The sequence below is a fragment of the Caulobacter sp. GW821-FHT12A07 genome, assembly GCF_058807655.1.
Map to the genome: position 1 here is coordinate 273,809 of NZ_JBXAQX010000002.1, position 22,127 is coordinate 295,935.

17 protein-coding genes and 1 pseudogene are annotated in these 22,127 nt (G+C 69.1%); 6 read left to right on the top strand and 12 right to left on the bottom strand.

Annotated elements, in window-relative coordinates; genetic code table 11:
* Positions 1 to 5 precede the first annotated feature (5 nt).
* Positions 6 to 614: pseudogene (locus AC1RRS_RS05040) on the top strand (sulfotransferase family protein); the annotation flags it as partial.
* 185 nt (positions 615 to 799) lie between these two features.
* Here the strand turns inward: AC1RRS_RS05040 and AC1RRS_RS05045 are convergent.
* Both AC1RRS_RS05045 and AC1RRS_RS05050 read right to left on the bottom strand, forming a co-directional pair.
* On the bottom strand, positions 800 to 2,110 hold the full coding sequence (locus AC1RRS_RS05045; RefSeq protein WP_492854189.1) for a Rieske 2Fe-2S domain-containing protein: 1,311 nt from the start codon (positions 2,108 to 2,110) through the stop codon (positions 800 to 802).
* Positions 2,019 to 3,185, bottom strand: a complete 1,167-nt coding sequence (locus AC1RRS_RS05050; protein WP_492854190.1) for a polysaccharide pyruvyl transferase family protein — start codon at positions 3,183 to 3,185, stop codon at positions 2,019 to 2,021. The genes AC1RRS_RS05045 and AC1RRS_RS05050 overlap by 92 nt, the downstream gene beginning before the upstream one ends.
* 202 nt (positions 3,186 to 3,387) lie before the next feature.
* On the opposite strand from AC1RRS_RS05050, the gene AC1RRS_RS05055 reads away from it, so the two are divergent.
* Positions 3,388 to 4,482 carry a glycosyltransferase gene (locus tag AC1RRS_RS05055; RefSeq protein ID WP_492854191.1) on the top strand — a complete coding sequence of 365 codons (1,095 nt, stop codon included), beginning with the start codon at positions 3,388 to 3,390 and terminating at the stop codon, positions 4,480 to 4,482.
* A 21-nt stretch (positions 4,483 to 4,503) separates the two neighbouring features.
* On the opposite strand, the gene AC1RRS_RS05060 is transcribed toward AC1RRS_RS05055, so the two are convergent.
* The 7 genes from AC1RRS_RS05060 to AC1RRS_RS05090 all read right to left on the bottom strand — a co-directional run bounded on the left by AC1RRS_RS05060 (position 4,504) and on the right by AC1RRS_RS05090 (position 10,495).
* Positions 4,504 to 5,904, bottom strand: a complete 1,401-nt coding sequence (locus tag AC1RRS_RS05060; RefSeq protein WP_492854192.1) for a pyridoxal-phosphate dependent enzyme — start codon at positions 5,902 to 5,904, stop codon at positions 4,504 to 4,506.
* A 117-nt stretch (positions 5,905 to 6,021) separates the two neighbouring features.
* A complete protein-coding gene (locus AC1RRS_RS05065) occupies positions 6,022 to 6,255 on the bottom strand; it encodes a hypothetical protein (RefSeq protein WP_492854193.1) in 234 nt (77 codons plus the stop codon).
* A 166-nt stretch (positions 6,256 to 6,421) separates the two neighbouring features.
* Positions 6,422 to 7,075, bottom strand: a complete 654-nt coding sequence (gene fsa / locus AC1RRS_RS05070) for a fructose-6-phosphate aldolase (RefSeq protein WP_110118941.1) — start codon at positions 7,073 to 7,075, stop codon at positions 6,422 to 6,424.
* Between the two features lie 72 nt (positions 7,076 to 7,147).
* On the bottom strand, positions 7,148 to 8,023 hold the full coding sequence (gene rfbA, locus AC1RRS_RS05075; RefSeq protein ID WP_492854194.1) for a glucose-1-phosphate thymidylyltransferase RfbA: 876 nt from the start codon (positions 8,021 to 8,023) through the stop codon (positions 7,148 to 7,150).
* On the bottom strand, positions 8,020 to 8,904 hold the full coding sequence (rfbD, locus tag AC1RRS_RS05080; RefSeq protein WP_492854195.1) for a dTDP-4-dehydrorhamnose reductase: 885 nt from the start codon (positions 8,902 to 8,904) through the stop codon (positions 8,020 to 8,022). Before rfbD ends, rfbA begins: the two co-directional genes overlap by 4 nt.
* Complete coding sequence (rfbB, locus tag AC1RRS_RS05085; RefSeq protein WP_492854196.1) at positions 8,901 to 9,950, bottom strand: dTDP-glucose 4,6-dehydratase; 1,050 nt, start codon at positions 9,948 to 9,950, stop codon at positions 8,901 to 8,903. Before rfbB ends, rfbD begins: the two co-directional genes overlap by 4 nt.
* Positions 9,947 to 10,495 (bottom strand): D-glycero-alpha-D-manno-heptose-1,7-bisphosphate 7-phosphatase, encoded by a 549-nt coding sequence (locus tag AC1RRS_RS05090; protein WP_492854197.1) that lies wholly within the window; start codon positions 10,493 to 10,495, stop codon positions 9,947 to 9,949. The genes rfbB and AC1RRS_RS05090 overlap by 4 nt, the downstream gene beginning before the upstream one ends.
* 99 nt (positions 10,496 to 10,594) lie before the next feature.
* Here AC1RRS_RS05090 and AC1RRS_RS05095 point away from each other — a divergent pair, with 99 nt between their 5' ends.
* A complete protein-coding gene (locus AC1RRS_RS05095; RefSeq protein WP_492854198.1) occupies positions 10,595 to 11,749 on the top strand; it encodes an AGE family epimerase/isomerase in 1,155 nt (384 codons plus the stop codon).
* Here AC1RRS_RS05095 and AC1RRS_RS05100 read toward each other — a convergent pair.
* Together AC1RRS_RS05100 and AC1RRS_RS05105 are read right to left on the bottom strand one after the other, a co-directional pair.
* The gene (locus AC1RRS_RS05100) at positions 11,733 to 13,052 is read right to left on the bottom strand and encodes a mannose-1-phosphate guanylyltransferase/mannose-6-phosphate isomerase (protein ID WP_492854199.1); all 1,320 of its coding nucleotides are present in this window, start codon (positions 13,050 to 13,052) and stop codon (positions 11,733 to 11,735) included. The two genes, AC1RRS_RS05095 and AC1RRS_RS05100, sit on opposite strands and share 17 nt — an antisense overlap.
* Positions 13,053 to 13,157: 105 nt before the next feature.
* A complete protein-coding gene (locus tag AC1RRS_RS05105; protein ID WP_492854200.1) occupies positions 13,158 to 15,194 on the bottom strand; it encodes an NAD(+) synthase in 2,037 nt (678 codons plus the stop codon).
* A gap of 203 nt (positions 15,195 to 15,397) precedes the next feature.
* Here AC1RRS_RS05105 and tkt point away from each other — a divergent pair, with 203 nt between their 5' ends.
* On the top strand, positions 15,398 to 17,356 hold the full coding sequence (gene tkt, locus AC1RRS_RS05110) for a transketolase (RefSeq protein WP_492854201.1): 1,959 nt from the start codon (positions 15,398 to 15,400) through the stop codon (positions 17,354 to 17,356).
* A gap of 37 nt (positions 17,357 to 17,393) precedes the next feature.
* On the opposite strand, the gene AC1RRS_RS05115 is transcribed toward tkt, so the two are convergent.
* Positions 17,394 to 20,201, bottom strand: a complete 2,808-nt coding sequence (locus AC1RRS_RS05115; protein WP_492854202.1) for a glycosyltransferase — start codon at positions 20,199 to 20,201, stop codon at positions 17,394 to 17,396.
* Between the two features lie 275 nt (positions 20,202 to 20,476).
* Here AC1RRS_RS05115 and AC1RRS_RS05120 point away from each other — a divergent pair, with 275 nt between their 5' ends.
* Positions 20,477 to 21,286, top strand: a complete 810-nt coding sequence (locus tag AC1RRS_RS05120) for an ABC transporter permease (protein WP_492854203.1) — start codon at positions 20,477 to 20,479, stop codon at positions 21,284 to 21,286.
* A 17-nt stretch (positions 21,287 to 21,303) separates the two neighbouring features.
* The gene (locus tag AC1RRS_RS05125; RefSeq protein ID WP_492854204.1) at positions 21,304 to 22,050 is read left to right on the top strand and encodes an ABC transporter ATP-binding protein; all 747 of its coding nucleotides are present in this window, start codon (positions 21,304 to 21,306) and stop codon (positions 22,048 to 22,050) included.
* Positions 22,051 to 22,127: the final 77 nt, after the last annotated feature.

The following is a 22,127-nucleotide window of genomic DNA, read 5'->3' on the forward strand; positions in this document are numbered from 1 at the left end:
CGAAGATGGCGGATCCTTGTTTCATCGTCGGTTGCCCTCGTTCGGGAACGACCTTGCTCAGCGTCCTGCTCGATCGGCATCCCGATCTGATCATCACGCCGGAGACGGCCTTCTATGACGAGATCGCGCCGCATCTGCCCTTGATCGCCCCAAAGGCGCTGAGGCGGCTGCTGGGCGGCTGGCGGCGATTGGCCGAACTGGGCCTGGAGCCCGAGGCGGTGATGGCGGCGCTGCCGGACGCCGTCGCCCGGCCGCCCGACGGGGCGGCGGTGTTCGGGGCCGTGCTGGAAGCTCGCCGCCAGGCCAGCGGCAAGCCGCTGGTCGGCGAGAAGACGCCGCAGCACCTGCGGCATGTCCCCCGGATCCTGGTCGATTTTCCGGCCGCCAGGGTCGTCTGCATGATGCGGGACGGGCGCGATGTCGCCTGTTCCTTGCGCGACATGCCTTGGTGGGGCGGCGGCGCCGTCGGCGGCGCGCGCCTGTGGCTGGAGGCCGAGGAGCAGTGCGGCGACCTGGAAGCGACCTATCCCGACCGCTTCATGAGCGTGGTCTACGAGGAGCTGGTGACGGCGCCCGACCGCGTGCTGTCGACCGTGATGGCCTTCCTTGGCCTGTCCTTCGATCCGCGCCAGCTCCGGGCCGAGACGCCCTCGGGCGTGGTGCTGCAACGGTCCCTGGCCTGGAAGGGCGAGGCGCTGAAGCCGGTGCGGCCCGTGCGTCGCGATCGGCTGGCCGCTTCGCCGCCGCAGGAGGTCGCCGAACTGGTCCGACTGATGGGGCCGGCCCTGCGTCGGCGAGGCTACGCCGTGACGGGCTCCGGAGCGCTGGCCGCACCCGCGGTCGCGTCCAGGAGGATCGAGCCGTCGGCCTCCCAGATCGGGATCAGGGCGAGCGTCAGGCTTCCGCAGGCCGATCGACCGGTCGAGAGGTCGAAAGCCACGGCGCAGGCCGGGCAGTGAAGCCGGCCGGCCCGCGCGCCGCCGTCCATCAGATCGACGCCGTAGTGCGGGCAACGGGAGTCCAGCGCCGCCAGCCGGCCGTCCTGGCGGGTCACCATGAGCCGACGCCCTTCCAGCTCGACCACGAGGCGGCCGCCTTCGGGCAGGTCGGCCGAGGCGGCGACCGCCACCGGCCCGGAGGCCGGCGCCGGTGAACGCACGACCGCGCGCGCGGGGGAGGGGGCGGGCGGCTGCGGCGTGGCGGGACCAAGGTTGTCCTCGCGTCTGACGTGCTCGACCGACTCCAGGTCGCCGGCCTCGATCGCCTTCGACGAGCGCCAGAACTCGCGGGCGTAGAAGGCCTCCGGGGCGAAGGTCGGACGACCTGCATTGAGCCGCAGCGACACCGCCACGCGGGTGCGGTCGGTGACGTTCAGGTGGGTCCCGTGCAGGATCTCCGGGTCGAAGACCAGCATCTCGCCGGCGGCGAGGGGGACGAAGGTCGGCGGCGGCAGCGGCTGGCCGGCCTGGAGGTAGAGCGTCCGGCGGTCGCAGACCAGGCCCGCGGTCTCGACCTCGGGATAGAGCACCATGCCCGCCTCGGCCGGCACATCGACCATGGCCCACCAGATGTTGATCCCGTCGCGGGAGTGGCCCGTCCAGCTGTCGATATGCGGGCCGTGGGCCCACGCCGCCGGCGGATGGTGGCGGTGGTAGCCGGCCGGGTCGTAGAGCGGATCCTTGGTCCGGCGCGCCTGGGCGATCGGACGCATCGCCGGACTGACCCGGCCGATGCCGGGGTTCTCGGCCCCGGCGGCCGTGCGGCGGGCCACTTCGTAGGGCAGGTTGATGCGCAGGATCAGATAGTCGTCGACATAGAAGTCCTGGTCCCAGCCGAGCACCGACCGGCCGACCCGCACGGCCATGCGCAGGAGGTCGGGCCGCAGGGCTTCGAGCACCCGGTCGCGGATCGCGCCGATGTCCCCGACCTCGATTTCCTCGTGCAGAACGCCCAGCCCTCGCTTGCGTAGTCGCTCGCCGGCGGTCGCGCCCCGAAGATCGCCTACCGCGGCGATGAGCTCATCGACGACCCGGGCGTGCAGGGAGCGCAGACCGGTCAGGTCCGTCTCGTTGCAGATCCGATGGAGCCCGGTCGATGAGGGTGGCGTCATGGGGATGTCCTTGGCGCTTCGCGGCGCTTTTTTGTTGTTCTACGACCTGGAAGAAACGCCTCACCCCGCCAAGGGTGACGGCTCTCATCCGGTTGATGTCGGGACGGGCTTCCTGGCGAGCCGTGGCGAAGGCCTCGGGCGCGCGGGCGCGGGTGATGACGGCGGCGACCGGGTCGGCCTCGCGCATCAGGTCGATGTCCCAGTCGCCCATGCCGGCCGTGGCGACCATCGCCTTGCCGCGTTCGTCGTAGGACAGGTGGATCGAGTGGGTCCCGAAGGCCAGGCAAGGCAGGAAGGCGTGCAGGCGATAGGTGACGTTCAGGCGGCAGCGGCGAAGCGCGGCGATGTAGCGGTCCACGGTGTCGAAATAGACGTGCGGCGTGTCGGGGAAGCCCGCCGCGAACTCCAGGTCGAGATAGTCGTGGCAAACCAGGCGCACGACGTTGCCGTATTCGGCGAGCAGGGCGTCGATCAGCCGCCGCACGTCGTTGGCCGTCCGCCATTGCAGCGACGGCGGCACGCTCATGCGCTGGGGATGGCGGATGGACAGCAGGACCTGGTCGTTCTGGGGCTCGGGCGCCGCGTTCTGCTCCATGAAGGTGGTCGGGCAGCCGGCCATTTCGACGCCCGCGGCGCCCAGCTCGGCCAGCAGCCGAGCCGAAGCGGTATCGCGGACCATGGCCACCTCGGCCTTGGCGGCGAGCTGGCGGATCACGGCCGGGGCCAGGGAATCGCTGCGCTCGGTCCGGTCCCCGGATTCGTCGTAGATCCGGCCGTGCGAGAGGCCGATCAGCATCAGCGGCTTGCGCAGAGCCTCCAGGGCGCGGGGGTCGACGGTGATCTGGCCGTTCTCGAACAGGTTGCCGCCGCCGACGATGACGCCGTCGGCGAAGCGGTTGATGTCGTAGACTTGGCTGGCCGTCAGGCCGCCGCGCCCGCCGGACGCGATCGCGGGGAGGTTGACCACCGACAGGTCGGTTCCGAACACGTCGAAAAGGAGGTCGAGGGTCGCGCGATTGATGAGATCGTTGCCGATATTCGGCGTTGCCGGGCGAATGCAAAAAAGAGTTGTCATACGCGCGATCTGCCTTTTGAGATTATGAAAATCCGGCGGGCGGTATAGGCGTCTGATCTCGGTTATTCTGCCGGTAAGGGGGCGGAACGACAATATGCGCCGATGGCGTCGAACGATTGATCGGCGTCGATAGGAAACGCAATCGATACAGTGAAGGTTCCACGTGCATGGAGACCTGTGTTTGACGCATATAAGGCTTACGGTGAGCATCCTCGCCAAGAACTCCGCGCGGCGTCTCGAAAGGCTTCTCGCCGAGGTTGCGCTTTTCGCCGATCAGATCGTCGTCGGGGTCGATGTCGATTCAACCGACGGGTCCCTGGAGACGGCCTCGCGCTTCGCTGATGTCGTGTTCCGGTTCCGGCATGACGGGCAGATCTCGGCGGCCCGGATGATGATCTTCGACTATGCGACCGGCGACTGGATCCTGGTCATCGACGATGACGAGCGGCTGGAGGACGGCCTGGCGGCCCTGCTGCCCGAGCTGATGGCCGATCCGGCCGCCACCCATTTCTGGTTCGCCCGCAAATGGGTCGTGGACGAGCAGGAGGCGGCCTTCCTGTTCGTTCCGCCCTGGTATCCCGACTGGCAGCTGCGGCTGTTCCGCAACGACCGCAGCCTGGTCTGGAAGCCGAACCGTCCGCACAGCGGCTATCACGTGATGGGGCCGGGCCTCTACGAGCAGCGGGCCGCCCTGCTGCACTACGAGCCGGTGTGGTGTTCGCCCGAAGAACGTCAGGCCAAGATGGAGCGCTACCGCGCCTCGCATCCGCGCGGCGCCTGGGAGAGTCACTACGTGATCCCGGAAGGCCTGCCGACCCGTGTGTTCCCGGCTCCCGCCGAGCCGCCGGCGCCGGTGGAGAAGCCGGGAGACCCGGCCGAGCGGATCGTGCCGGAGGTGCTTCAAGCCGCGGCCGCCCAGCCCGGCTGGGGCGTCGAGGTGCTCGACGTCGACATGGTCGCCGCGACCCACCGCCGCCACGCCGTCGTCGCCACCGTGCGGGTGCGCAATACCGGAACCCTGGCCTGGTGGCCGGCCTGGGGCATCCGTTCGGCGTCGATCTACCTGACCTACCACCTGCGTGATCCGCAGGGGAAACTGCTGGCCTGGGAGCAGGAGCGCGCCCTGACCCTGACGGTGACCCCGCCGGGCGCGGAGGCGACCTTCGTCCACGTCTTCACCGCCCCGGAAATGCCCGGCGACTATCTGCTGGAGTGGGACATGGTCAGCGAGGGCGAGGTCTGGTTCGCCGAAAGCCAGCCCCGGCCGCCCGTCTACAGCCCGTTGCATGTGGTGTGACGGGCGCGAGCGGCGGAGGCCTCAGGCTTCCAGTCGCAGATGGTTGAGCAGGTCCACACGGGTGATGACGCCGAGGAACTCCTCGCCGTCGACCACCAGCGCCACCTCGTCGCGCTCGAAGACGTCGGGCAGCGCCTCGACGCCCTGGTGGGCCTGCAGGGTGTTGATCCGGCGGGTCATGGCGTCTGCGACCGGGGTCTTGAAGCGGGCGCCGCGATGGTCGTCGCCGCCTTCGACGGCCGCCAGGATATCGCTCTCGTCGAGAATGCCCACCAGCTTGCCGTGATCGACCACCGGCAACTGGCTGATGTCGCTCGAGCGCATGCGGTTGTAGGCGGTCAGCAGGGTGTCGTCCGGCCCGATGGCGATGACGCCGCCGTCGGCGTAGCGCTTGGCGATCAGGTCGCGCAGGTCGCCGTGAAGCTCGCGCTGGTCGAAGCCGTGGGCGGCCAGCCACATGTCGTTGAACATCTTGGTCAGGTATTTGGCGCCGGTGTCGCAGACCAGGGTGACCACCCGCTTCGGCTCGGTCTGCTCGCGGCAGTAGCGCAGGGCCGCCGCCAGCAGGGTGCCCGACGACGAGCCGGCCAGCACGCCTTCCTTGCGCAGCAGCAGGCGGGCGGTGTCGACGCTTTCGCGGTCGCTGATGGAATAGGCCTTGGAGACCAGGTCCATCTGGGCGTTGTCGGGGATGAAGTCCTCGCCGATGCCCTCGACGATCCACGAGCCGGCCTCGCCGTAGGTTCCGGTGGCCACGTAGTCGCAGAGGATCGAGCCGACCGGATCGGCCAGCACCATCTTCGTCTTCGGCGACTGCTCGGCCATGTAGCGGCCGACGCCCGTCAGGGTGCCGCCCGAGCCGACCCCGACGACCACGGCGTCGACGTCGCCTTCCATCTGGGCGAGGATCTCCGGACCGGTGCCGACATAGTGGGCGCGCGGATTGGCCGGGTTCTCGAACTGGTTGGCGTAGATCGCCCCGGGGATCGACTGGGCCAGGGCCTGGGCCATGTCCTGGTAGTATTCGGGGTGGCCCTTGCCGACGTCGCTGCGGGTCAGGCGCACGTCCACGCCCATGGCCCGAAGATGCAGGATCTTCTCGCGCGCCATCTTGTCGGGGACGATCAGGATCAGCTTGTAGCCCTTCAGCGCCGCCACCTGGGCCAGGCCCAGGCCGGTGTTTCCGGCCGTGGCCTCGATGATCGTGCCGCCGGGCTTCAGCGAGCCGTCGGCCTCGGCCGCCTCGATCATCGAGCGGGCGACGCGGTCCTTGATCGAGCCGCCGGGGTTCTGGCTTTCCAGCTTCAGGAACAGACGGCAGGGGCCGGTGTCGAGGTTGCGCACCTCCAGCATCGGGGTGCGGCCGATCAGGTCGAGCGCGGAACCGGCGACCGGCGGGGGGGCGAATTTGGGGTCGTTCATGGCGCGACTCCGCGACAGGAAGAAAGGATATCCTGTCTAACGCGCAAAATCAGAAACGGGAAACGTCGTTCTTCAAGCTTGGCCGCGGGGCTCAGGCCCCGGCTTCAGGCTCCAGCTTCAAGCCCCACTGGCGGCCAGCCGGTCCATGCGCCATTCGAGGGCGAACTTGCGGCCGACGCCGGCGTCCTCGAACACCACCTTGCGGCGCTCGCCCTCGAGCTCGGGCGCGTTGTGGATCATCACGAACGGAAAGCCGTTGCTGGCCAGGAAGTTCTGCACGAAGCGGGAGAACCGCACGGCTTCCTCGGCGGAGGCCAGGCAGATGTCGACGGCGATATCGGCGGCTTTCATGGGCGCGCTCCTCGACGAGGTTTCCCGACCCTAACGCACGAGTTCGCGTTTGCGAACCACCTTCGCAGTTGCAAAAAAGAACGGCCCCGGACGAATCCGGGGCCGCGCCTTGTGAAATAAGGGTTTTTGGCCCTTACAAAATCGCCGGACTACAGGATGGCCCGAACTACAGGATGGATTGGCCGGTGCCCGCCCAGTCCTTCAGGAACTGTTCCAGGCCCTTGTCGGTCAGCGGGTGCTTGAAGAGGTCGGCGAACACCGCCGGCGGAATGGTGACGACGTCGGCGCCGACGATCGCGGCTTCCTTGACGTGGGCGACGTTGCGCACCGAGGCGGCCAGGATCTCGGTCTCGTAGCCGTAGTTGTCGTAGATCGTGCGGATGTCGCGGATCAGGTCCATGCCGTCGAAGCCGTAGTCGTCCAGGCGGCCGATGAACGGCGAGACGTAGGTCGCGCCGGCCTTGGCGGCCAGCAGGGCCTGGGTCGGCGAGAAGCACAGGGTGACGTTGGTGTTGACGCCTTCGTTGGCGAAGTGATTGCAGGCGATCAGGCCGTCGCGGGTCAGCGGCAGCTTGATGACCACGTTCGGCGCGATGCCGGCCAGCTTCGTGCCTTCGGCGATCATGGCGTCGGCGGTGGTGGCGGCGACTTCGGCGCTGATCGGGCCGGGGACGAGGTCGCAGATCTCGGCGATCACCTCGAGCATCGGGCGGCCGGCCTTGGCGATCAGGGTCGGGTTGGTGGTGACGCCGTCGACGAGGCCCGTGGCGGCGGCGTCGGCGATGACCTTGGTGTCGGTGCTGTCGAGGAAGATCTGCATGGCTCTGCGCGGGCCTTTTCTTGAAGGGATTTGCGGTCGGTTTAGCCCCTCGGGAACCGAGGCGCCAGGATTTCAGATCTCGCCGTCGGCCAGCTGGCGCAGATAGCGGTGGTAGCCGGTCTTGGGCGACGGGCCGGCCAGGGCGCGCAACTGGTCGGCGTCGATGAAGCCCATCTGGAAGGCCACCTCCTCGACGCAGCCGATCCGGAAGCCCTGGCGCAGCTCGATGGCGCGCACGTACTCGGAGGCTTCCATCAGGGAGTCGTGGGTGCCGGTGTCGAACCAGGCGTAGCCGCGGCCCAGGCGCTCGACCGTCAGGGTTCCGGCGTCGAGATAGGCGCGGTTGACGTCGGTGATCTCCAGCTCGCCGCGGGCCGAGGGCTTCAGCGACCGGGCGATGGCTGGAGCCAGGCCGTCATAGAAATAGAGGCCGGTGACGGCGTGGCGCGAGCGCGGCTTGGCCGGCTTTTCCTCGATGCTCAGCGCCTTGCCTTCGGGGCTGATCTCGACGACGCCGTAGCGCTGGGGATCGACGACCGTGTAGCCGAAGACGGTCGCGCCGGAGGGCCGTTGGGCCGCCGTCTGCAACAGGTCGGCGAAGCCGGCGCCGAAGAAGATGTTGTCGCCCAGCACCACGGCGCTGTCGGCGCCGTCGAGGAACTCTTCGCCCAGGATCAGGGCCTGGGCGATGCCTTCGGGCGCGGGCTGGGGCTTGTACTCGATGCGCAGGCCCAGCCGCGAGCCGTCGCCCAGCAGGCGGCGGAAGGACTCCTCGTCATGGGGATTGGTGACGATCAGCACCTCGCGCACCCCCGACAGCATCAGGGTGGTCAGCGAGTAATAGATCATCGGCTTGTCGTAGACCGGCAGCAGCTGCTTGCTGACGGCCAAGGTCAGGGGCGCCAGGCGGCTGCCCGAGCCTCCGGCGAGGATGATGCCGCGTCTCATGCGTTCAGTCCCTCCGCGATGATCTGGTCGGCCGCGCGTTGCACGGCCGGCTCCCAGGGCTCGGCCCGCCAGCCGAACACCGCCGCCACCTTGCCGCTGTCGAGCGCGCCGTTCAAAGGGCGAGCGGCGGGTTCGGGAAAATCCCGCTTGGCGATCGGCGACAGCCGCGCCCTGGTTTGCGGGTCACGGGCCAGGGCGGCGGCGGCCAGGCCGTGGCGCGAGGTCGCGCCGGCGTTGGTGAAATGGAACAGGCCGAAGGCGTCGTCGCCGGCCGGCGCCGAGGTCCAGCGAGGCGCGGCGGCGAGCAGGAAGTCGGCCAGGGCGAGCGCGTCGGTCGGGCAGCCGTACTGGTCGGCGACCACCCGCAGCTCGTCGCGCGTGCGGCCCAGCTGCAGCATGGTGCGCACGAAGTTGCGGCCAAAGCGCGAGAACACCCACGAGATCCGCACCACCACGCCCTTGTTCCAGGCCAGGACGGCGGTCTCGCCGTCGCGCTTGGTGACGCCGTAGACCGACAGCGGGTTGGGCGCGTCGTCCTCGCGATAGGGGCGGTCGAGGGTTCCGTCGAACACGCAGTCGGTCGACAGATGCACCAGCGGCAGGCCGCGCGCCGCGCAGGCCCGGGCCATGGCGGCCGGCGCCAGGGCGTTGGCGGCGCTGGCGGCTTCCGGTTCGGCCTCGGCCTTGTCGACCAGGGTGAAGCCGGCGCAGTTGAGCACGAGGTCGCAGTCGGCCCCGGCGATGGCCGCCTCGATCGCGGCGAGGTCGGAAAGGTCGACGTCCTGGCGCGACAGGGGCGTCAGGGCGGCGCGGCCCGCCGCCTGGTCGATCATCGCCCGCGAGACCTGGCCGGTGGCGCCGAACTGCAGGATGCGGATCACGGGTTAACGCCCAGCCGCTGGCCGGCGAAGCCCTTGGCCTGGATGGTCTCCCACCAGGCGTCGTTGTCGAGATACCAGCGCACGGTGCGCTCCAGGCCTTCTTCGACGGTCATGGCCGGAGACCAGCCCAGCTCGCGCTGCAGCTTGCCCGCGTCGATGGCGTAGCGGCGGTCGTGGGCGGGGCGGTCGGTGACGTGGGTGATCAGGCTCTCGCGCGGCGTGTTGCCGGGACGGACGGCGTCGAGCACGGCGCAGATGGTGCGCACCAGGTCGATGTTGGCGCGCTCGGCGTCGCCGCCGATCAGGTAGGTCTCGCCCGGCGCGCCGGCTTCCAGCACCCGCAGCAGGGCGCCGGCGTGGTCCTCGACATGCAGCCAGTCGCGCACCTGCCGCCCGTCGCCGTAGACCGGGATGGGCCGGCCGGCCAGGGCGTTGAAGATCACCGTCGGGATCAGCTTTTCCGGATGCTGGCGCGGGCCGTAGTTGTTCGAGCACGAGGTGACGATCACCGGCAGGCCGTAGGTGCGGCCCCAGGCCCGGGCCAGCAGGTCGGACGAGGCCTTGCTCGACGAATAGGGCGAGGTGGGATCGACCGGCGAGCGCTCGTCGAAGGGCGGGTCCTCGGGACCCAGGGCGCCGTAGACCTCGTCGGTGGAGACGTGGACGAAGCGGAAGCGGGCGGCGCGGTCGGCGGGCAGGCGGGCCAGGTGCGCGCGGGCGGCCTCCAGCAGCACGGCCGTGCCGACGATGTTGGTGCGCACGAAGGCCAGCGGACCGTCGATCGAGCGGTCGACGTGGGACTCGGCGGCCAGGTGCAGCACCGCGTCCGGGTCGTGGCGGGCGAAGATCGCGGCGACGGCCCGCGGATCGGCGATGTCGGCCTGCTCGAAGGCGTAGCCCGGGGCGTTCTCCACCTCGGCCAGGTTGGCGAGGTCGCCGGCATAGGTCAGGGCGTCGAGATTGACGACCGCGTGGCCGGCCTCCAGCGCCTTGCGCACCAGGGTCGAACCGATGAAGCCGGCGCCGCCGGTGATCAGGAGTTTCACGCCGGGTCTCCGGAAGACGTCGGGAAGCGGGCGCCCAGCCGTTCGCGCAGGAAGGCCAGCAGGTCGCCGCCGGTGAACAGGAAGCCTTCCATGCCGGCTCGCCGCGCGGCCTCGACGTCGCTGTCGTTGTCGCCCACCAGCACGCAGTCCTCGGCCGAGAGGCCGTTTTCGGCCAGGCCGCGCAGGATCATGCCGGGATTGGGCTTGCGGTCGGGGTGGTCGTCGCGGCGATAGGCCTCGACGACGGCGTCCTTGTGGAACGGGCAGTGGTAGAAGGCGGCGATCTCTCCGCCCAGGCGCGCCAGTTCGGCCTGCATGTGGGCGTGCAGAGCGTGGACCGCGTCTTCGCCGTAATAGCCTCGAGCCACGCCGGACTGGTTGGTGACGACGATGCAGCGGACGTCGGCGGCGGTCAGGGCCGCGATCGCCTCGCGGGCGCCGGGGATCCACTCCAGATCGGCCGGATCGTGGACATAGCCCCGGTCGACGTTGAGGACGCCGTCGCGATCGAAGAAGACGGCCTTCAGTGGTTTCGGATCAAGCATCGCCTCACGCAATTACGCGACGGCCCCGCCTGTCACAAGCCGAGGGTTGCGCGGCGGCGGCCGGCCGCTAGAAAACCCTCGACCCCATTGGAGAACCGCATGACCGTTCCGGCCCGCATCGTCCGCCTTCGCGATCAGCTCAAGGCCTGGGCGCTGAACGACGCCTTTCCTCTGTGGTGGAGCGTCGGGGCGGACCATGAGAAGGGCGGGTTCTTCGAGAAGATCGCCCTGGACGGGACGCCGGTCGAGGCCCCGCGCCGCGCCCGCGTGCAGCCCCGCCAGATCTATTCCTACGCCGCCGCCGGCGTGCTGGGCTGGGACGGCCCGTGGCGCGAGGCCCTGGCGCACGGCCTGGAGTTCTACCTGGCGCGCTATCGCCGTCCCGACGGCTTCTTCCGCACCCTGGTGGCCTCGGACGGCGCGCCGCTGGACGACAAGGTCGACCTCTACGATCAGGCCTTCGGCCTGTTCGGCCTGGCCATGGCCAGCCAGGCCCTGCCCGAGCGCGAGGACCTGCCGCGCATCGCCGTCGAACTGCGCGAGGCGCTGCGCACGACGCTGAAGCACCCGATCGCCGGCTTCGAGGAAAGCGTTCCGCGCACCCTGCCGCTGCTGTCCAACCCGCACATGCACATGTTCGAGGCCTGCCTGGCCTGGGTCGAGGCCGGGGGCGATGCGGGCTGGCGCGCCCTGGCCGACGAGATCGCCGAACTGGCGCTCTCGAAGTTCATCGACCCCAAGAGCGGCGGCCTGCGCGAATATTATGACGGCGACTGGAACCCCGCCGACGGCGTGGCCGGCCGCATCGTCGAGCCCGGCCACCAGTTCGAGTGGGCCTGGCTGCTGCTGCGCTGGGGCGCGCTGGCGGGCCGCGAGGACGCCAAGGCCGCGGCCTTCCGGCTGATCGAGATCGGCAAGGGTCCGGGCGTCGATCCGGCCCGCGGCGTGGCGATCTTCGCCCTGCTGGACGACATGAGCGTGCACGACGCCGTCGCCCGTCTGTGGGCCCAGACCGAGTGGATCAAGGCCGGGGTGCTGGCCGCCCAGACGACCGGCGACGTCGCCTATCTGGAGACCGCCGCCGACGGCGCCGAGGCGCTGCTGAAGTATTTCGACGTCGCCGTGCCGGGGCTGTGGCGCGACAAGCTGCAGGCCGACGGGACCTTCGTGGACGAGCCGGCGCCGGCCAGCTCGTTCTATCACATCGTCTGCGCGATCCTGGAGCTGGACCGCGTGGTCACAGCCATGTCGTGACGAGCACGGTGGCGGCCTCGCCGGCCTTGACCAGGGTCGGCGAGTGCAGGTCGGCGCGGGCGCCGACGGCGAAGCTGTCGTTCTCGGCCTGAAGCACGCCGCCCAGCACCTGGATCGAACTGGCCGGCAGGCTGGCCGTGACCCCGGCCTCGAAGCGCCACAGCACGACCTCGGCCTTGGGCGAGCGGGTGACCGGCTGGCGCTCGACGCCGCCCGAGAAGGCGACGGCGTGGCGGTGGGCGATGTCGCGTCCGCTGGCCTTCAGCACGTCGACCAGGGTCTTGACCGCCTGGGCGTCGTCGCGCCGGCAGACCAGCACCGCGTCGCTCTCGGCGACGATCAGCAGGTCCTGAACGCCGATGGCGCCCACGAACGGGCCGTTCGAGCGGACGAACACGCCCTTGGTGTCGATCAGGTGCACGTCGCCCGTGGCGGTGTTGCCCGAGGCGTCGCGGATCGAGGCCTCCCAGATCGCATCCCAGGCCCCGAGGTCCGACCAGGTGAAGGCGGCCGGGGCGACCGCGGCCTTGGTCGTGCGCTCCATCACCGCGTAGTCGAGCGACTTCTTGGTGGTGGTGGCGAAGGCTTCGGGGTCGAGATAGAGGGTGATGCCCTCGCGCGCGCCCTTTTCGACGGCGCCGATCGCGCCGCTGCTGATGGTCGGCTCGTAGGCGTCGAGTTCTTCCAGCAGGGTCTTGGCGGAGAAGGCGAAGTTGCCGCTGTTCCAGTAGTAACCTTCTTCGACATAGCGCTTGGCCGTCGCCAGGTCGGGCTTCTCGACGAAGGCGTCGATGGCCTTGACGCCGCTGGGCAGGGCCGCGCCGGGCTTGATGTAGCCGAAGCCGGTCGCCGGGCCGGTCGGTTGCACGCCGAAGGTGACGATCAGGCCGGTCTTGGCCGCCGAGATGGCGGTCATGGCCGCGTCGCGGAACACCTCGACCTCGGCGATGTGGTGGTCGGCGGCCAGCATCAGCACGACGCCGTCGGGCGACTGGGCCCGGACATAGGCCGCCGCCGCCGCGATGGCCGGCGCGGAGTCCCGGGCTTCCGGCTCGATGATCACCACCAGGTCGGCCCCGACCTCGCGGCCCTGGCGCTCGACCAGTTCGGCCATGTGACGACCGGTGACGACGACGATCTCGCGCGCGCCCGGCAGGTTGATCACCCGCAGGATGGTTTCCTGGAAGCTGGAGCGTTCACCGATCAGTTTCAGGAACTGCTTGGGCCGGTCCGCGCGTGAAGAGGGCCAAAGCCGCGTGCCCGATCCGCCGCAGAGAATTACCGGATAGATGGCGTCGACCAAGGATTCCCCCGAACTTCCACGCGGATACATTGCGCGGACTATATGACAATCCTCAGTCGGTCCACCGCGTTTGCCGGTCGTTAACCAGGGGCGGCGCGAGAAACTCTATACAGGCGTTTTAGCGCGCAATTCGGTCAGCCAGGCGTCAGCCGAAGCGTCCGACGGCATCCGCCAGTCGCCCCTGGGCGAAAGCGCGCCGCCCGACGAGATCTTCGGGCCGTTGGGCAGGGCCGAGCGCTTGAACTGGTTGTTGAAGAACCGGCGCAGGAAGAGCTCCAGCCATTTCTTGATTTCCTCCAGATCGTAGGCGCGCCGCGCGGCTTCCGGCAGGCCGACCGGCCAGGCGCCCTTGTCGGCGTCATGCCAGGCGCTCCAGGCCAGGAAGGCGATCTTGGACGGGGCCATGCCGTAGCGGGTCATGTAGTAGAGATTGAAGTCCTGCAGGGCGTAGGGGCCGACGAAGCTCTCGGTGGCCTGCACCGCCTCGCCCGGCACCAGCTCCGGCGAGATCTCGGTGGCCAGGATGTCGTCGAGCAGGGCGGTGGTCGCCGCATCAACGTCGCCGGAGTGCGAGACAAAGCGGATCAGATGCTGGATCAGCGTCTTGGGCACCCCGCTGTTGGGGTTGTAGTGGCTCATCTGGTCGCCGACGCCGTAGGTGCACCAGCCCAGGGCCAGCTCCGACAGGTCGCCGGTGCCCACCACCATGCCCTTGTGGTGGTTGGCCAGGCGGAACAGGTAGTCGGTGCGCAGGCCCGCCTGCACGTTCTCGAAGGTCACGTCGTAGACAGCTTCCCCTTTCGCGAAGGGGTGGTCCATGTCGGCCAGCATCTGCCGGGCCGCCGGGCGGATGTCGATCTCCTCGGCGGTGACGCCCATGGCCCGCATCAGCGCCCAAGCGTTGCTCTTGGTGCGGTCGGAGGTGGCGAAGCCGGGCAGGGTGTAGGCGCGGATGTCCGAGCGCGGCCGGCCCAGCTGGTCCATGGCCTTGGCGGCGACGATCAGGGCGTGGGTGGAGTCGAGGCCGCCCGAGATGCCGATCACCAGGCTCTTCGACCCCGTCGCCTCGATGCGGCGGGCCAGGCCCTGGACCTGGATGTTGTAGGCCTCGTAGCAGTTCTCGCGCAGCTTGGCGGGATCCGACGGCGTGAACGGGAAGCGCTCTACCGCCTGCGCCAGGGCTAGATCGCCGGCCGGCGGCGCGAAGTCGAACGGGATCACCCGGAACGGAACCTTGGGCGGGGCCAGGGCCATGGCGTCGCCGAAGCTGCCCACCCGCATGCGCTCCTGGCGGATGCGCTCGACGTCGACGTCAGCGAAGGTCCAGGTCGGGCCGGTGGCGAAGCGTTCGGTTTCGGCCAGCAGGGCGCCCATCTCGTGGATGTCGAGGTGGCCGTCCCAGGCGACGTCGGTCGAGCTCTCGCCCGCCCCGGCCGCCGAATAGACATAGGCCGCGATCGCCCGGGCCGACTGGCTGGCGCACAGCAGGCGGCGGGCCTCCGACTTGCCGATGGTGATGTTGCTGGCCGACAGGTTCAGCAGGATCTCGGCCCCGGCCAGGGCCTGGGCGGTGCTGGGCGGATTGGGCGTCCAGACGTCCTCGCAGATCTCGATACCCACCGTGAACGGGCTCTCGCCGCCGGTCCGCAGGAGGACGTCGGTCCCGAACGGAACGTCCTGGCCGGCCAGGCGCAGGCTCTTGCCCGTCACTCCGGCGCCGGGCGTGAACCAGCGGCGCTCGTAGAACTCGCGGTAGTTGGGCAGGAAGCTCTTGGGAACGATTGCCAGCACCCGCCCGCCCTGGATGGCGACGGCGGTGTTGTAGAGCCGGCCCGCGTCGCGCAGCGGCGCGCCGACCACGAACAGCGGGGCGAGGGTCTTGCTCTCTTCGGCCAGGGTGGCGATCGCCGCCTCGACGGCGTCCAGCAGCACGTCCTGCTGCAGCAGGTCGTCGATGGAATAGCCGGAGAGGCCCAGTTCCGGGAAGGCGATGACCGCCACGCCCTGGTCGTGGGCCTGGCGGACGAGGTCGAGCACGCTTTGCGCGTTCGCGGCCGGATCGGCCAGCTTCACCTTGGGGACGGCCGCGGCCACGCGAACGAAGCCGTGGCGATAGGGCGAGAAGAACGACGGGCTACCCAAGAGGCCGACCTTTCGAGGTTATGCTGAAAATGAGCATAAGTCTGAACCCTGCTATAGCCGTTCCGCCGGCCGTTGCATAGCGGCCGCAGCTTTCGGGCGTTGCGCCCGGGTTGCTTGACCCTGGCGGCCTCGCATGTCACGTGCGGGCCGCGCAGGCGCCCCCCGCCGTCCACAGACATATAAAGCCGAAGAGCCAGAGCCCCATGCCCGTCTCGCCGATCAAGATGGCCGACGCCATCCGCGTCCTTTCGATGGAGGCCGTGCACAAGGCCAAGTCGGGTCACCAGGGTATGCCGATGGGCATGGCCGACGTGGCCACCGTGCTGTTCAGCAAGTTCCTGAAGTTCGACGCAAGCAAGCCCGACTGGGCCGACCGCGATCGCTTCGTGCTGTCGGCCGGCCACGGCTCGATGCTGCTCTACTCCCTGCTTCACCTGACCGGCTACAAGGCCGTGACGATGAAGGAGATCGAGAACTTCCGTCAGTGGGGCTCGCTGACCCCGGGCCACCCCGAGGTGCACCACACCCCGGGCGTCGAGACCACCACCGGCCCGCTGGGCCAGGGTCTGGCCACCTCGGTCGGCATGGCGATGGCCGAAGCCCACCTCGCCGCCCGTTTCGGCAAGGATCTCGTCGATCACCGCACCTGGGTGATCGCCGGCGACGGCTGCCTGATGGAGGGCGTCAGCCATGAGGCCATCAGCCTGGCCGGCCGCCTGAAGCTGTCGAAGCTGACCGTCCTGTTCGACGACAACAACACCACCATCGACGGCGTGGCCACCATCTCCGAGACCGGCGACCAGGTCGCCCGCTTCAAGGCCGCCGGCTGGGCCGTGAAGGTCGTCGACGGCCACGACCACGGCAAGATCGCCGCCGCCCTGCGCTGGGCGACCAAGCAGGACCGTCCGACCATGATCGCGTGCAAGACGCTGATCTCGAAGGGCGCCGGTCCGAAGGAAGGCGACCCCCACAGCCACGGCTACACCCTGTTCGACAGCGAGATCGTCGCCGCCCGCGCCGCCATGGGCTGGGACGCCGCGCCGTTCACCGTGCCGGACGACATCGCCAAGGCCTGGAAGAGCGTCGGCCGCCGCGGCGCCCGCGTCCGCAAGGCCTGGGAAGCCGCCGTCGCCGCCTCGGACAAGGGCGCGGAACTGACCCGCGCCGTGAAGGGCCAACTGCCGGCGAACGCCTTCGAGAAGCTCGAGGCCCACATCGCCGCCGCCGTCGAGAACAAGCCGGTCAACGCCACCCGCGTCCACTCGGGCTCGGCCCTGGACCAGCTGATCCCGGCCATCCCGGAAATGATCGGCGGCTCGGCCGACCTGACCGGTTCGAACAACACCCTGGTCAAGGGCATGGGCGCCTATGACACGCCCGACTACGCCGGCCGCTACGTCCATTACGGCGTGCGCGAGTTCGGCATGGCCGCGGCCATGAACGGCATGGCCCTGCACGGCGGCGTGATCCCCTATTCGGGCACCTTCCTGGCCTTCGCCGACTACAGCCGCGCGGCGATCCGCCTGGGCGCCCTGATGCAGGCCAAGGTCATCCACGTGATGACCCACGACTCCATCGGCCTGGGCGAAGACGGCCCGACCCACCAGCCGGTCGAGCAGGTGGCGTCCCTGCGAGCCATCCCCAACCTCCTGGTCTTCCGTCCGGCCGACGCCGTGGAGGCCGCCGAGGCCTGGCAGGTGGCCCTGCAGCAGAACACCACCCCGTCGGTGATGTGCCTGTCGCGCCAGAAGACCCCGCACGTGCGCACGTCGGCTGGTGAGAACCAGGTCGCCAAGGGCGCCTACGAACTGCTGGCCGCCGACGGCGAAGCGGCCGTGACGATCTTCGCCACCGGCACCGAGGTCGGCCTGGCCGTCGCCGCCCGCGAGATCCTGCAAGGTCAGGGCAAGCCGACCCGCGTGGTCTCGGTTCCCTGCTGGGAGCTGTTCGACCAGCAGCCGGCGGCCTACCGCAAGGCGACGATCGGCGACGCTCCGGTGCGCGTGGCCGTCGAGGCCGGCATCCGCCAGGGCTGGGAACGCTTCATCGGCGAGGACGGCAAGTTCGTCGGCATGACGGGCTTCGGCGCCTCGGCCCCGTTCGAGCGCCTCTACAAGGAGTTCGGCATCACCGCCGAAGCCGTGGCCGCCGCCGCGGCCTGAAGCCTCTAGACGGTCGGGTGAGCGTCGTTTCCGACGCTCACCCGTCGATCCATTCGACCTGCGCGTCCTCGAGCCTGGCGTAGCGCAGGGCGGCCAGGGACTGGGCCGCGAAGTGGCGGTTCTCGAGCCATGTCGCGACCTCGTTGATCGAGGCGAAGCCGGCGGCCTCTCCCCGTAGCGAAGTCTCCCACCCCCAGCGCGGACCCAGGGCCTGGGGCGCGCCGAACGGCTGGCGGGTTCCGTCCTGGCGGGCGATCGCCCCGGCCAGCGCCTGTTCGCCGCGCGCGGCGATCTCCGCGGCCACGGCCTGCGGGATCACGCCCCGGGCGACCTTGGAATTCAGCTCGGCCAGCATCCGCTGGCGCCAGACGACGTAGTCGATCTCGATCGGCCCGATGTGCGGCGCCAGGACCTCCGCGGCGATCAGCGTCGCCTCCAGCGAGAACGGCTGCTGGCCCAGGAAGTCGAAGCCGGCCGGACCGTGCGACGAGCCGATCTCGCGCTCGGGATCGGTGCCGTAGCTCGCGCCGGCGTTGGAGTCATGGTGCATCGAGGTGCCGATGCTCTTGGTGTGGCGACCGATGACGGCGATCGGGCGGTTGACGCAGGCGACCTCGCGGGCGAGGCCGGCGGCGACGCGATAGGTCACGTATTCGCCCAGGCGCTGGACCATGAACACGCCGGACATTTCCCGCCGGACGCGCTCGACCAGGTCGCGCTTGATGACGATGGCCGGGGTGTGGCGCACGTTGGCCGAGTGGATCATCCGGCGTCCGATCGTCGGGCCGTCGGCCAGCAGGACGGTGTCGCCGAAACTGGTCGGGTCGATCGAATTGGCCAGGGCCTCGCTCGGGAACGAAGGCCAGTAGTAGCGCAGCCGGCTGCCGATGATCATCTCGGCGCGACTGTTGTCGGCGACGGCCTCGATCGTCTCGAAGCGCGAGATCGTGGTCTGGTCGTCGTCGCCGAAGTGGCTGAGCCATTCGCCCCGGGCATGCTGGTAGCCGAACTCGGCGTTGCGCCCGTAGTCCAGGCGGGCCGGCGGCCGCACCAGCTTGAGGTTCGACGCGTCGAGGCTCTGAAGGAACGCCCAGGTTCCGTCGTCGGAGTGGTTGTCGCTGACGATGATCTCGACGTCGTCGCCGCAGACCTCGAGCATGTAGGGAAGCGTCGTGCGCAGCGGCTCTTCGCCGTTCAGCGTCGGGATGACGATCGAGTGACGCGGCGCGCTTTGCGGCGCGCGGGGGCGCCGGCGGGCGACGACCTTGATCTTCGCCGTGATCAGGCCAAGGCGCGGCCCGCCTGGCGCGGGAGCGTCGAGCAGGCGCGAGTCCAGGTGCAACGTCGTGATCGGGGCGGCGTCGGCGGCGGGGATCGTCGCGGTCAGCGTGCTGGGGCCGGCGGTGGTCACCTCGGCCTCGGCTATCACGCGGTCGCCCAGGCGCAGTCGCGCGCCCTGGCCCTCGCAGCCGGCGTGGGTGCCGACCTCGATGCTGATCTCGTGGTCCTGGCCGGGCGAGAGCGGAATGCGCAGTTGCGCCGTCTCCGAGGTCGTCCAGCGATAGGCCCCGAACTGGCTGGGGGCCGCGCCGCTCCAGCCGTCGCCGAAATAGGCGATACGGTCGATGTCGAGCGCGGTGCGGCCAGGCGTGCCGACGGCCGGTCCCCAGTGCGTCGCCAGGGCGGCGGCGGTTTCCTGCAGCATGGCGTCGGTCAGGGCGTCCGGCGCGGCGAGCGGCGCGTCGAAATATCCGGCCAGGCCATGGGCGAGCCAGTGATCGAGCTTGCGCCTCAGGACCTGCGCCAGCCAGCCGGGCGAGGCGGCCAGCTTGTCGGGATAGCTGTAGTGGAAGGCCAGCCAGGCGGCGTTGCCGTCGTCGAAGGCGTTCTGGTCCTCGAAGGCGGCGGGATCGCGCACGCCCTGGGCCGCCGCGAAGCGGTTGAGGTGGCTGGCGCCCAGCGCATGCAGCGGCTTGCCCCAGAACAGGGCCTGCAGGCCCACGCTGGAGCTGACGGTCGCCACGCGGTCGACATGGCGGATGATGTTCTGGCCGGCGCCGGGAAGGGACGACAGGCCGGGCGCCGAGACGAAGTTGGCGTGGCGGCGTTCGAAGAAGTCCCGTTCGGCCTGGGTGAACTTGCGACAGTCGGGATGTTCGGTGGTGGTGATCGTGAAGTCCGCGGGCGTGTTCTCCAGCACCTCGAGCAGGGCGTGGGCCTGGGAGCGGAAGCGGCAGGCGGCGTCGTAGAAAAAGACCCCGTTCGTGTGCCCGGCGACCAGCAACACGGGGCGGCCGTCGGCCTTCAGGCGCGCGGCGGTCTCGACGGTGTTGTCCAGGGCGTCGAAGGCGCTGGCCAGGCCTCCGCGCAGCCGATGCAGCGCGGCGAGCGTCTCCGGGGCCGTGGTGCGGGCCGGCTCGGCCGCCTGGGCCATGGCCGACCAGCGATGGAAGCCTCGCGGATCGAGATAGTAGGTGAGCGGGAAGGGCGCCCGCGAGAAGACCGAGGTCTCCTTGTGCAGGATCAGGGCGCCGGGAAACAGCAGACGCAGGTGCGGGGCGGGCGCCCAGGTGACGATGACGTCTGGGGTAAAGTCCGCCAGGCAAGGGCGCAGGGCGTCGGCCAGCGCGTCGCGGGTCTCCAGGGCCAGGGCCAGTTCGGGGTCGTCTCCCGCCGTGGTCTCCGCGGCGGCGAGGGCGTCGAAGCGGCGCTGGAACAGGGTGTTGATGTCCAGCTGCGGGTCGCGGAGCCGATCGAGGAGAGCGTCCTCGGCGACGGTGAACAGGGCCTGTTCAGGGACGGCGCAGTCGAGCGCGATCTGCGCAAAGCGATCGTGCACCAGCATGCGCGCGTCGCATCCGGCTTCGCGCAGGGCGAGCAACCACGCAGAATCTTTGTGAATATGCGGAGAACGCCACAGAAATGCCGCCTGATCGGTAACCGGGTCTTCGTAGAAGAGGACCCTCATGGAGTTCGGCATGGCTGGCCTTCCGAAGTTACAGCGGCGAGGCGACATAGCGGGCGGTGCAGGTGTTGTCACCTCGCCTCGCAGGGGGTGAAAGCCATTGCGCGGGCTCTGCGCGTCACCTATACAACCGCAAAGTTACGGCCGGTGAACTGATGAGCCAAAGCAATTCCCTTATTCGCGGGTTTAGTGATGCCGGCAGCGATATCCAAAAAGGTCTGAAATTATATAAGACCTGGGGGTTCTTGGCGTATCAGGATGTAGTTTCCAGGTACCGTAGATCTCTATTTGGCCCGCTTTGGATCTCGGCAGGCATGTTGACGACTGCCGCTGCGCTGGCATTGGTCTTTTCGACCATCTTCCATGTGCCGCTGACCGAGTTCTTGCCGTTCGTGGTGGCCGGCCTGGTCGTCTTCACGTTCATCGGCGTGCCTTTCACCGAGGGCGGCGACGTCTACTTGCAGGCGGCGAGCACCATCAAGGCCTACCCGCTTCCGTTCAGCTTCCACATCTTCCGCCTGGCGGCCCGCAGCCTGATCGTGTTCGGGCACAACCTGCTGGTCTTCGCGGCGGTGAAGCTGATCTTCAGCCACAACCTGCTGGTCAATCCGCAGGTGATCCTGGGCCTGTTCCTGGTCTCGGTGTTCGTGGCCGCGAGCAGCGTGGTGCTCGGCGTGATCGGCGCCCGCTTCAAGGACGTCCGGCTGCTGGTCCCCTATGTGTGGACCATCGTCTTCTATCTGACGCCGGTGATCTGGACGACCAAGTCGATCCACGACGCCCGCAGCTTCATCTACAAGTACAACCCCTTCTATTATCTGCTGGAGACCGTGCGCAATCCGCTCCTCGGCATCTACGTGCCCTGGAACATTTTCACGGTCGCCCTGCTTATCGACCTACTCGCCGTGGTGGCGGCCGTCGTGTCGCTGGCCATGTTCCGCAAACGCATCGCGCTCTGGGTATAATGCGAGACACTTCGACCATGGTCGCTCCCAAGGTTCTTCTCAGCGCCCGCGGCGTTCGGCTGACCTATCCCGTCTACACGATCCAGGCGAGTTCGCTGCGGAACACCGTGCTGAACCTCGCCACCGGCGGCCGCGTGCTGCGCGACGCCGGCAACGTGGTCCACATCCAGGCCCTGGACGGCGTCAGCTTCGACCTCTTCGAGGGCGACCGCCTCGGCCTTTATGGCCACAACGGTTCGGGCAAGACGACGCTGCTGAAGGTCCTGGCCGGCATCTACGAGCCGACCCACGGCGAGGTCGTCGCCCACGGCCGGGTCTCGTCGATGATCGAGATGGGCCACGGCATGGATCCCGACGCGACCGGCGTCGAGAACATCAAGATCATGGGCCGCTATCGCGGCTTCAACGGTCGCGAGATCAAGGCCAAGATCGACGAGATCGCCGAATTCGCCGACCTCGGCCCGTTCATCAACCTGCCGGTCCGCACCTATTCGGCCGGCATGACGATGCGCCTGCTGTTCGCCACCGGCACCTGCTTCGACCCGGACATCCTGATCCTGGACGAGTGGCTGGGCGCGGGCGACGCCTCCTTCATGGAGAAGGCCCAGCAGCGCATGGAGAACTTCGTGTCGCGCTCGCGGATGCTGGTGCTGGCTTCGCACAGCCACGACCTGCTGACCCGCGTCTGCAACAAGCTCTGCGTGCTGCACGCCGGTCGGGTGGTCTACTTCGGCGACCCCAAGGAATATTTCAGCAAGCTCTGAGCACCCTCCGGGGTCTGAAAACGAGGACGCCGCCGACATCCTGGATGTCGGCGGCGTTTTCGTTTCCGGACCGGCGG

Excerpts from the sequence above, each read along its gene's own strand:
- AC1RRS_RS05045 (WP_492854189.1), bottom strand. The coding sequence starts at position 2,110 with ATGACGCCACCCTCATCGACCGGGCTCCATCGGATCTGCAACGAGACG.
- AC1RRS_RS05050 (WP_492854190.1), bottom strand. The coding sequence starts at position 3,185 with ATGACAACTCTTTTTTGCATTCGCCCGGCAACGCCGAATATCGGCAAC.
- AC1RRS_RS05060 (WP_492854192.1), bottom strand. The coding sequence starts at position 5,904 with ATGAACGACCCCAAATTCGCCCCCCCGCCGGTCGCCGGTTCCGCGCTC.
- AC1RRS_RS05065 (WP_492854193.1), bottom strand. The coding sequence starts at position 6,255 with ATGAAAGCCGCCGATATCGCCGTCGACATCTGCCTGGCCTCCGCCGAG.
- fsa (WP_110118941.1), bottom strand. The coding sequence starts at position 7,075 with ATGCAGATCTTCCTCGACAGCACCGACACCAAGGTCATCGCCGACGCC.
- rfbA (WP_492854194.1), bottom strand. The coding sequence starts at position 8,023 with ATGAGACGCGGCATCATCCTCGCCGGAGGCTCGGGCAGCCGCCTGGCG.
- AC1RRS_RS05090 (WP_492854197.1), bottom strand. The coding sequence starts at position 10,495 with ATGCTTGATCCGAAACCACTGAAGGCCGTCTTCTTCGATCGCGACGGC.
- AC1RRS_RS05095 (WP_492854198.1), top strand. The coding sequence starts at position 10,595 with ATGACCGTTCCGGCCCGCATCGTCCGCCTTCGCGATCAGCTCAAGGCC.
- tkt (WP_492854201.1), top strand. The coding sequence starts at position 15,398 with ATGCCCGTCTCGCCGATCAAGATGGCCGACGCCATCCGCGTCCTTTCG.
- AC1RRS_RS05115 (WP_492854202.1), bottom strand. The coding sequence starts at position 20,201 with ATGCTGGTGCACGATCGCTTTGCGCAGATCGCGCTCGACTGCGCCGTC.
- AC1RRS_RS05120 (WP_492854203.1), top strand. The coding sequence starts at position 20,477 with ATGAGCCAAAGCAATTCCCTTATTCGCGGGTTTAGTGATGCCGGCAGC.
- AC1RRS_RS05125 (WP_492854204.1), top strand. The coding sequence starts at position 21,304 with ATGGTCGCTCCCAAGGTTCTTCTCAGCGCCCGCGGCGTTCGGCTGACC.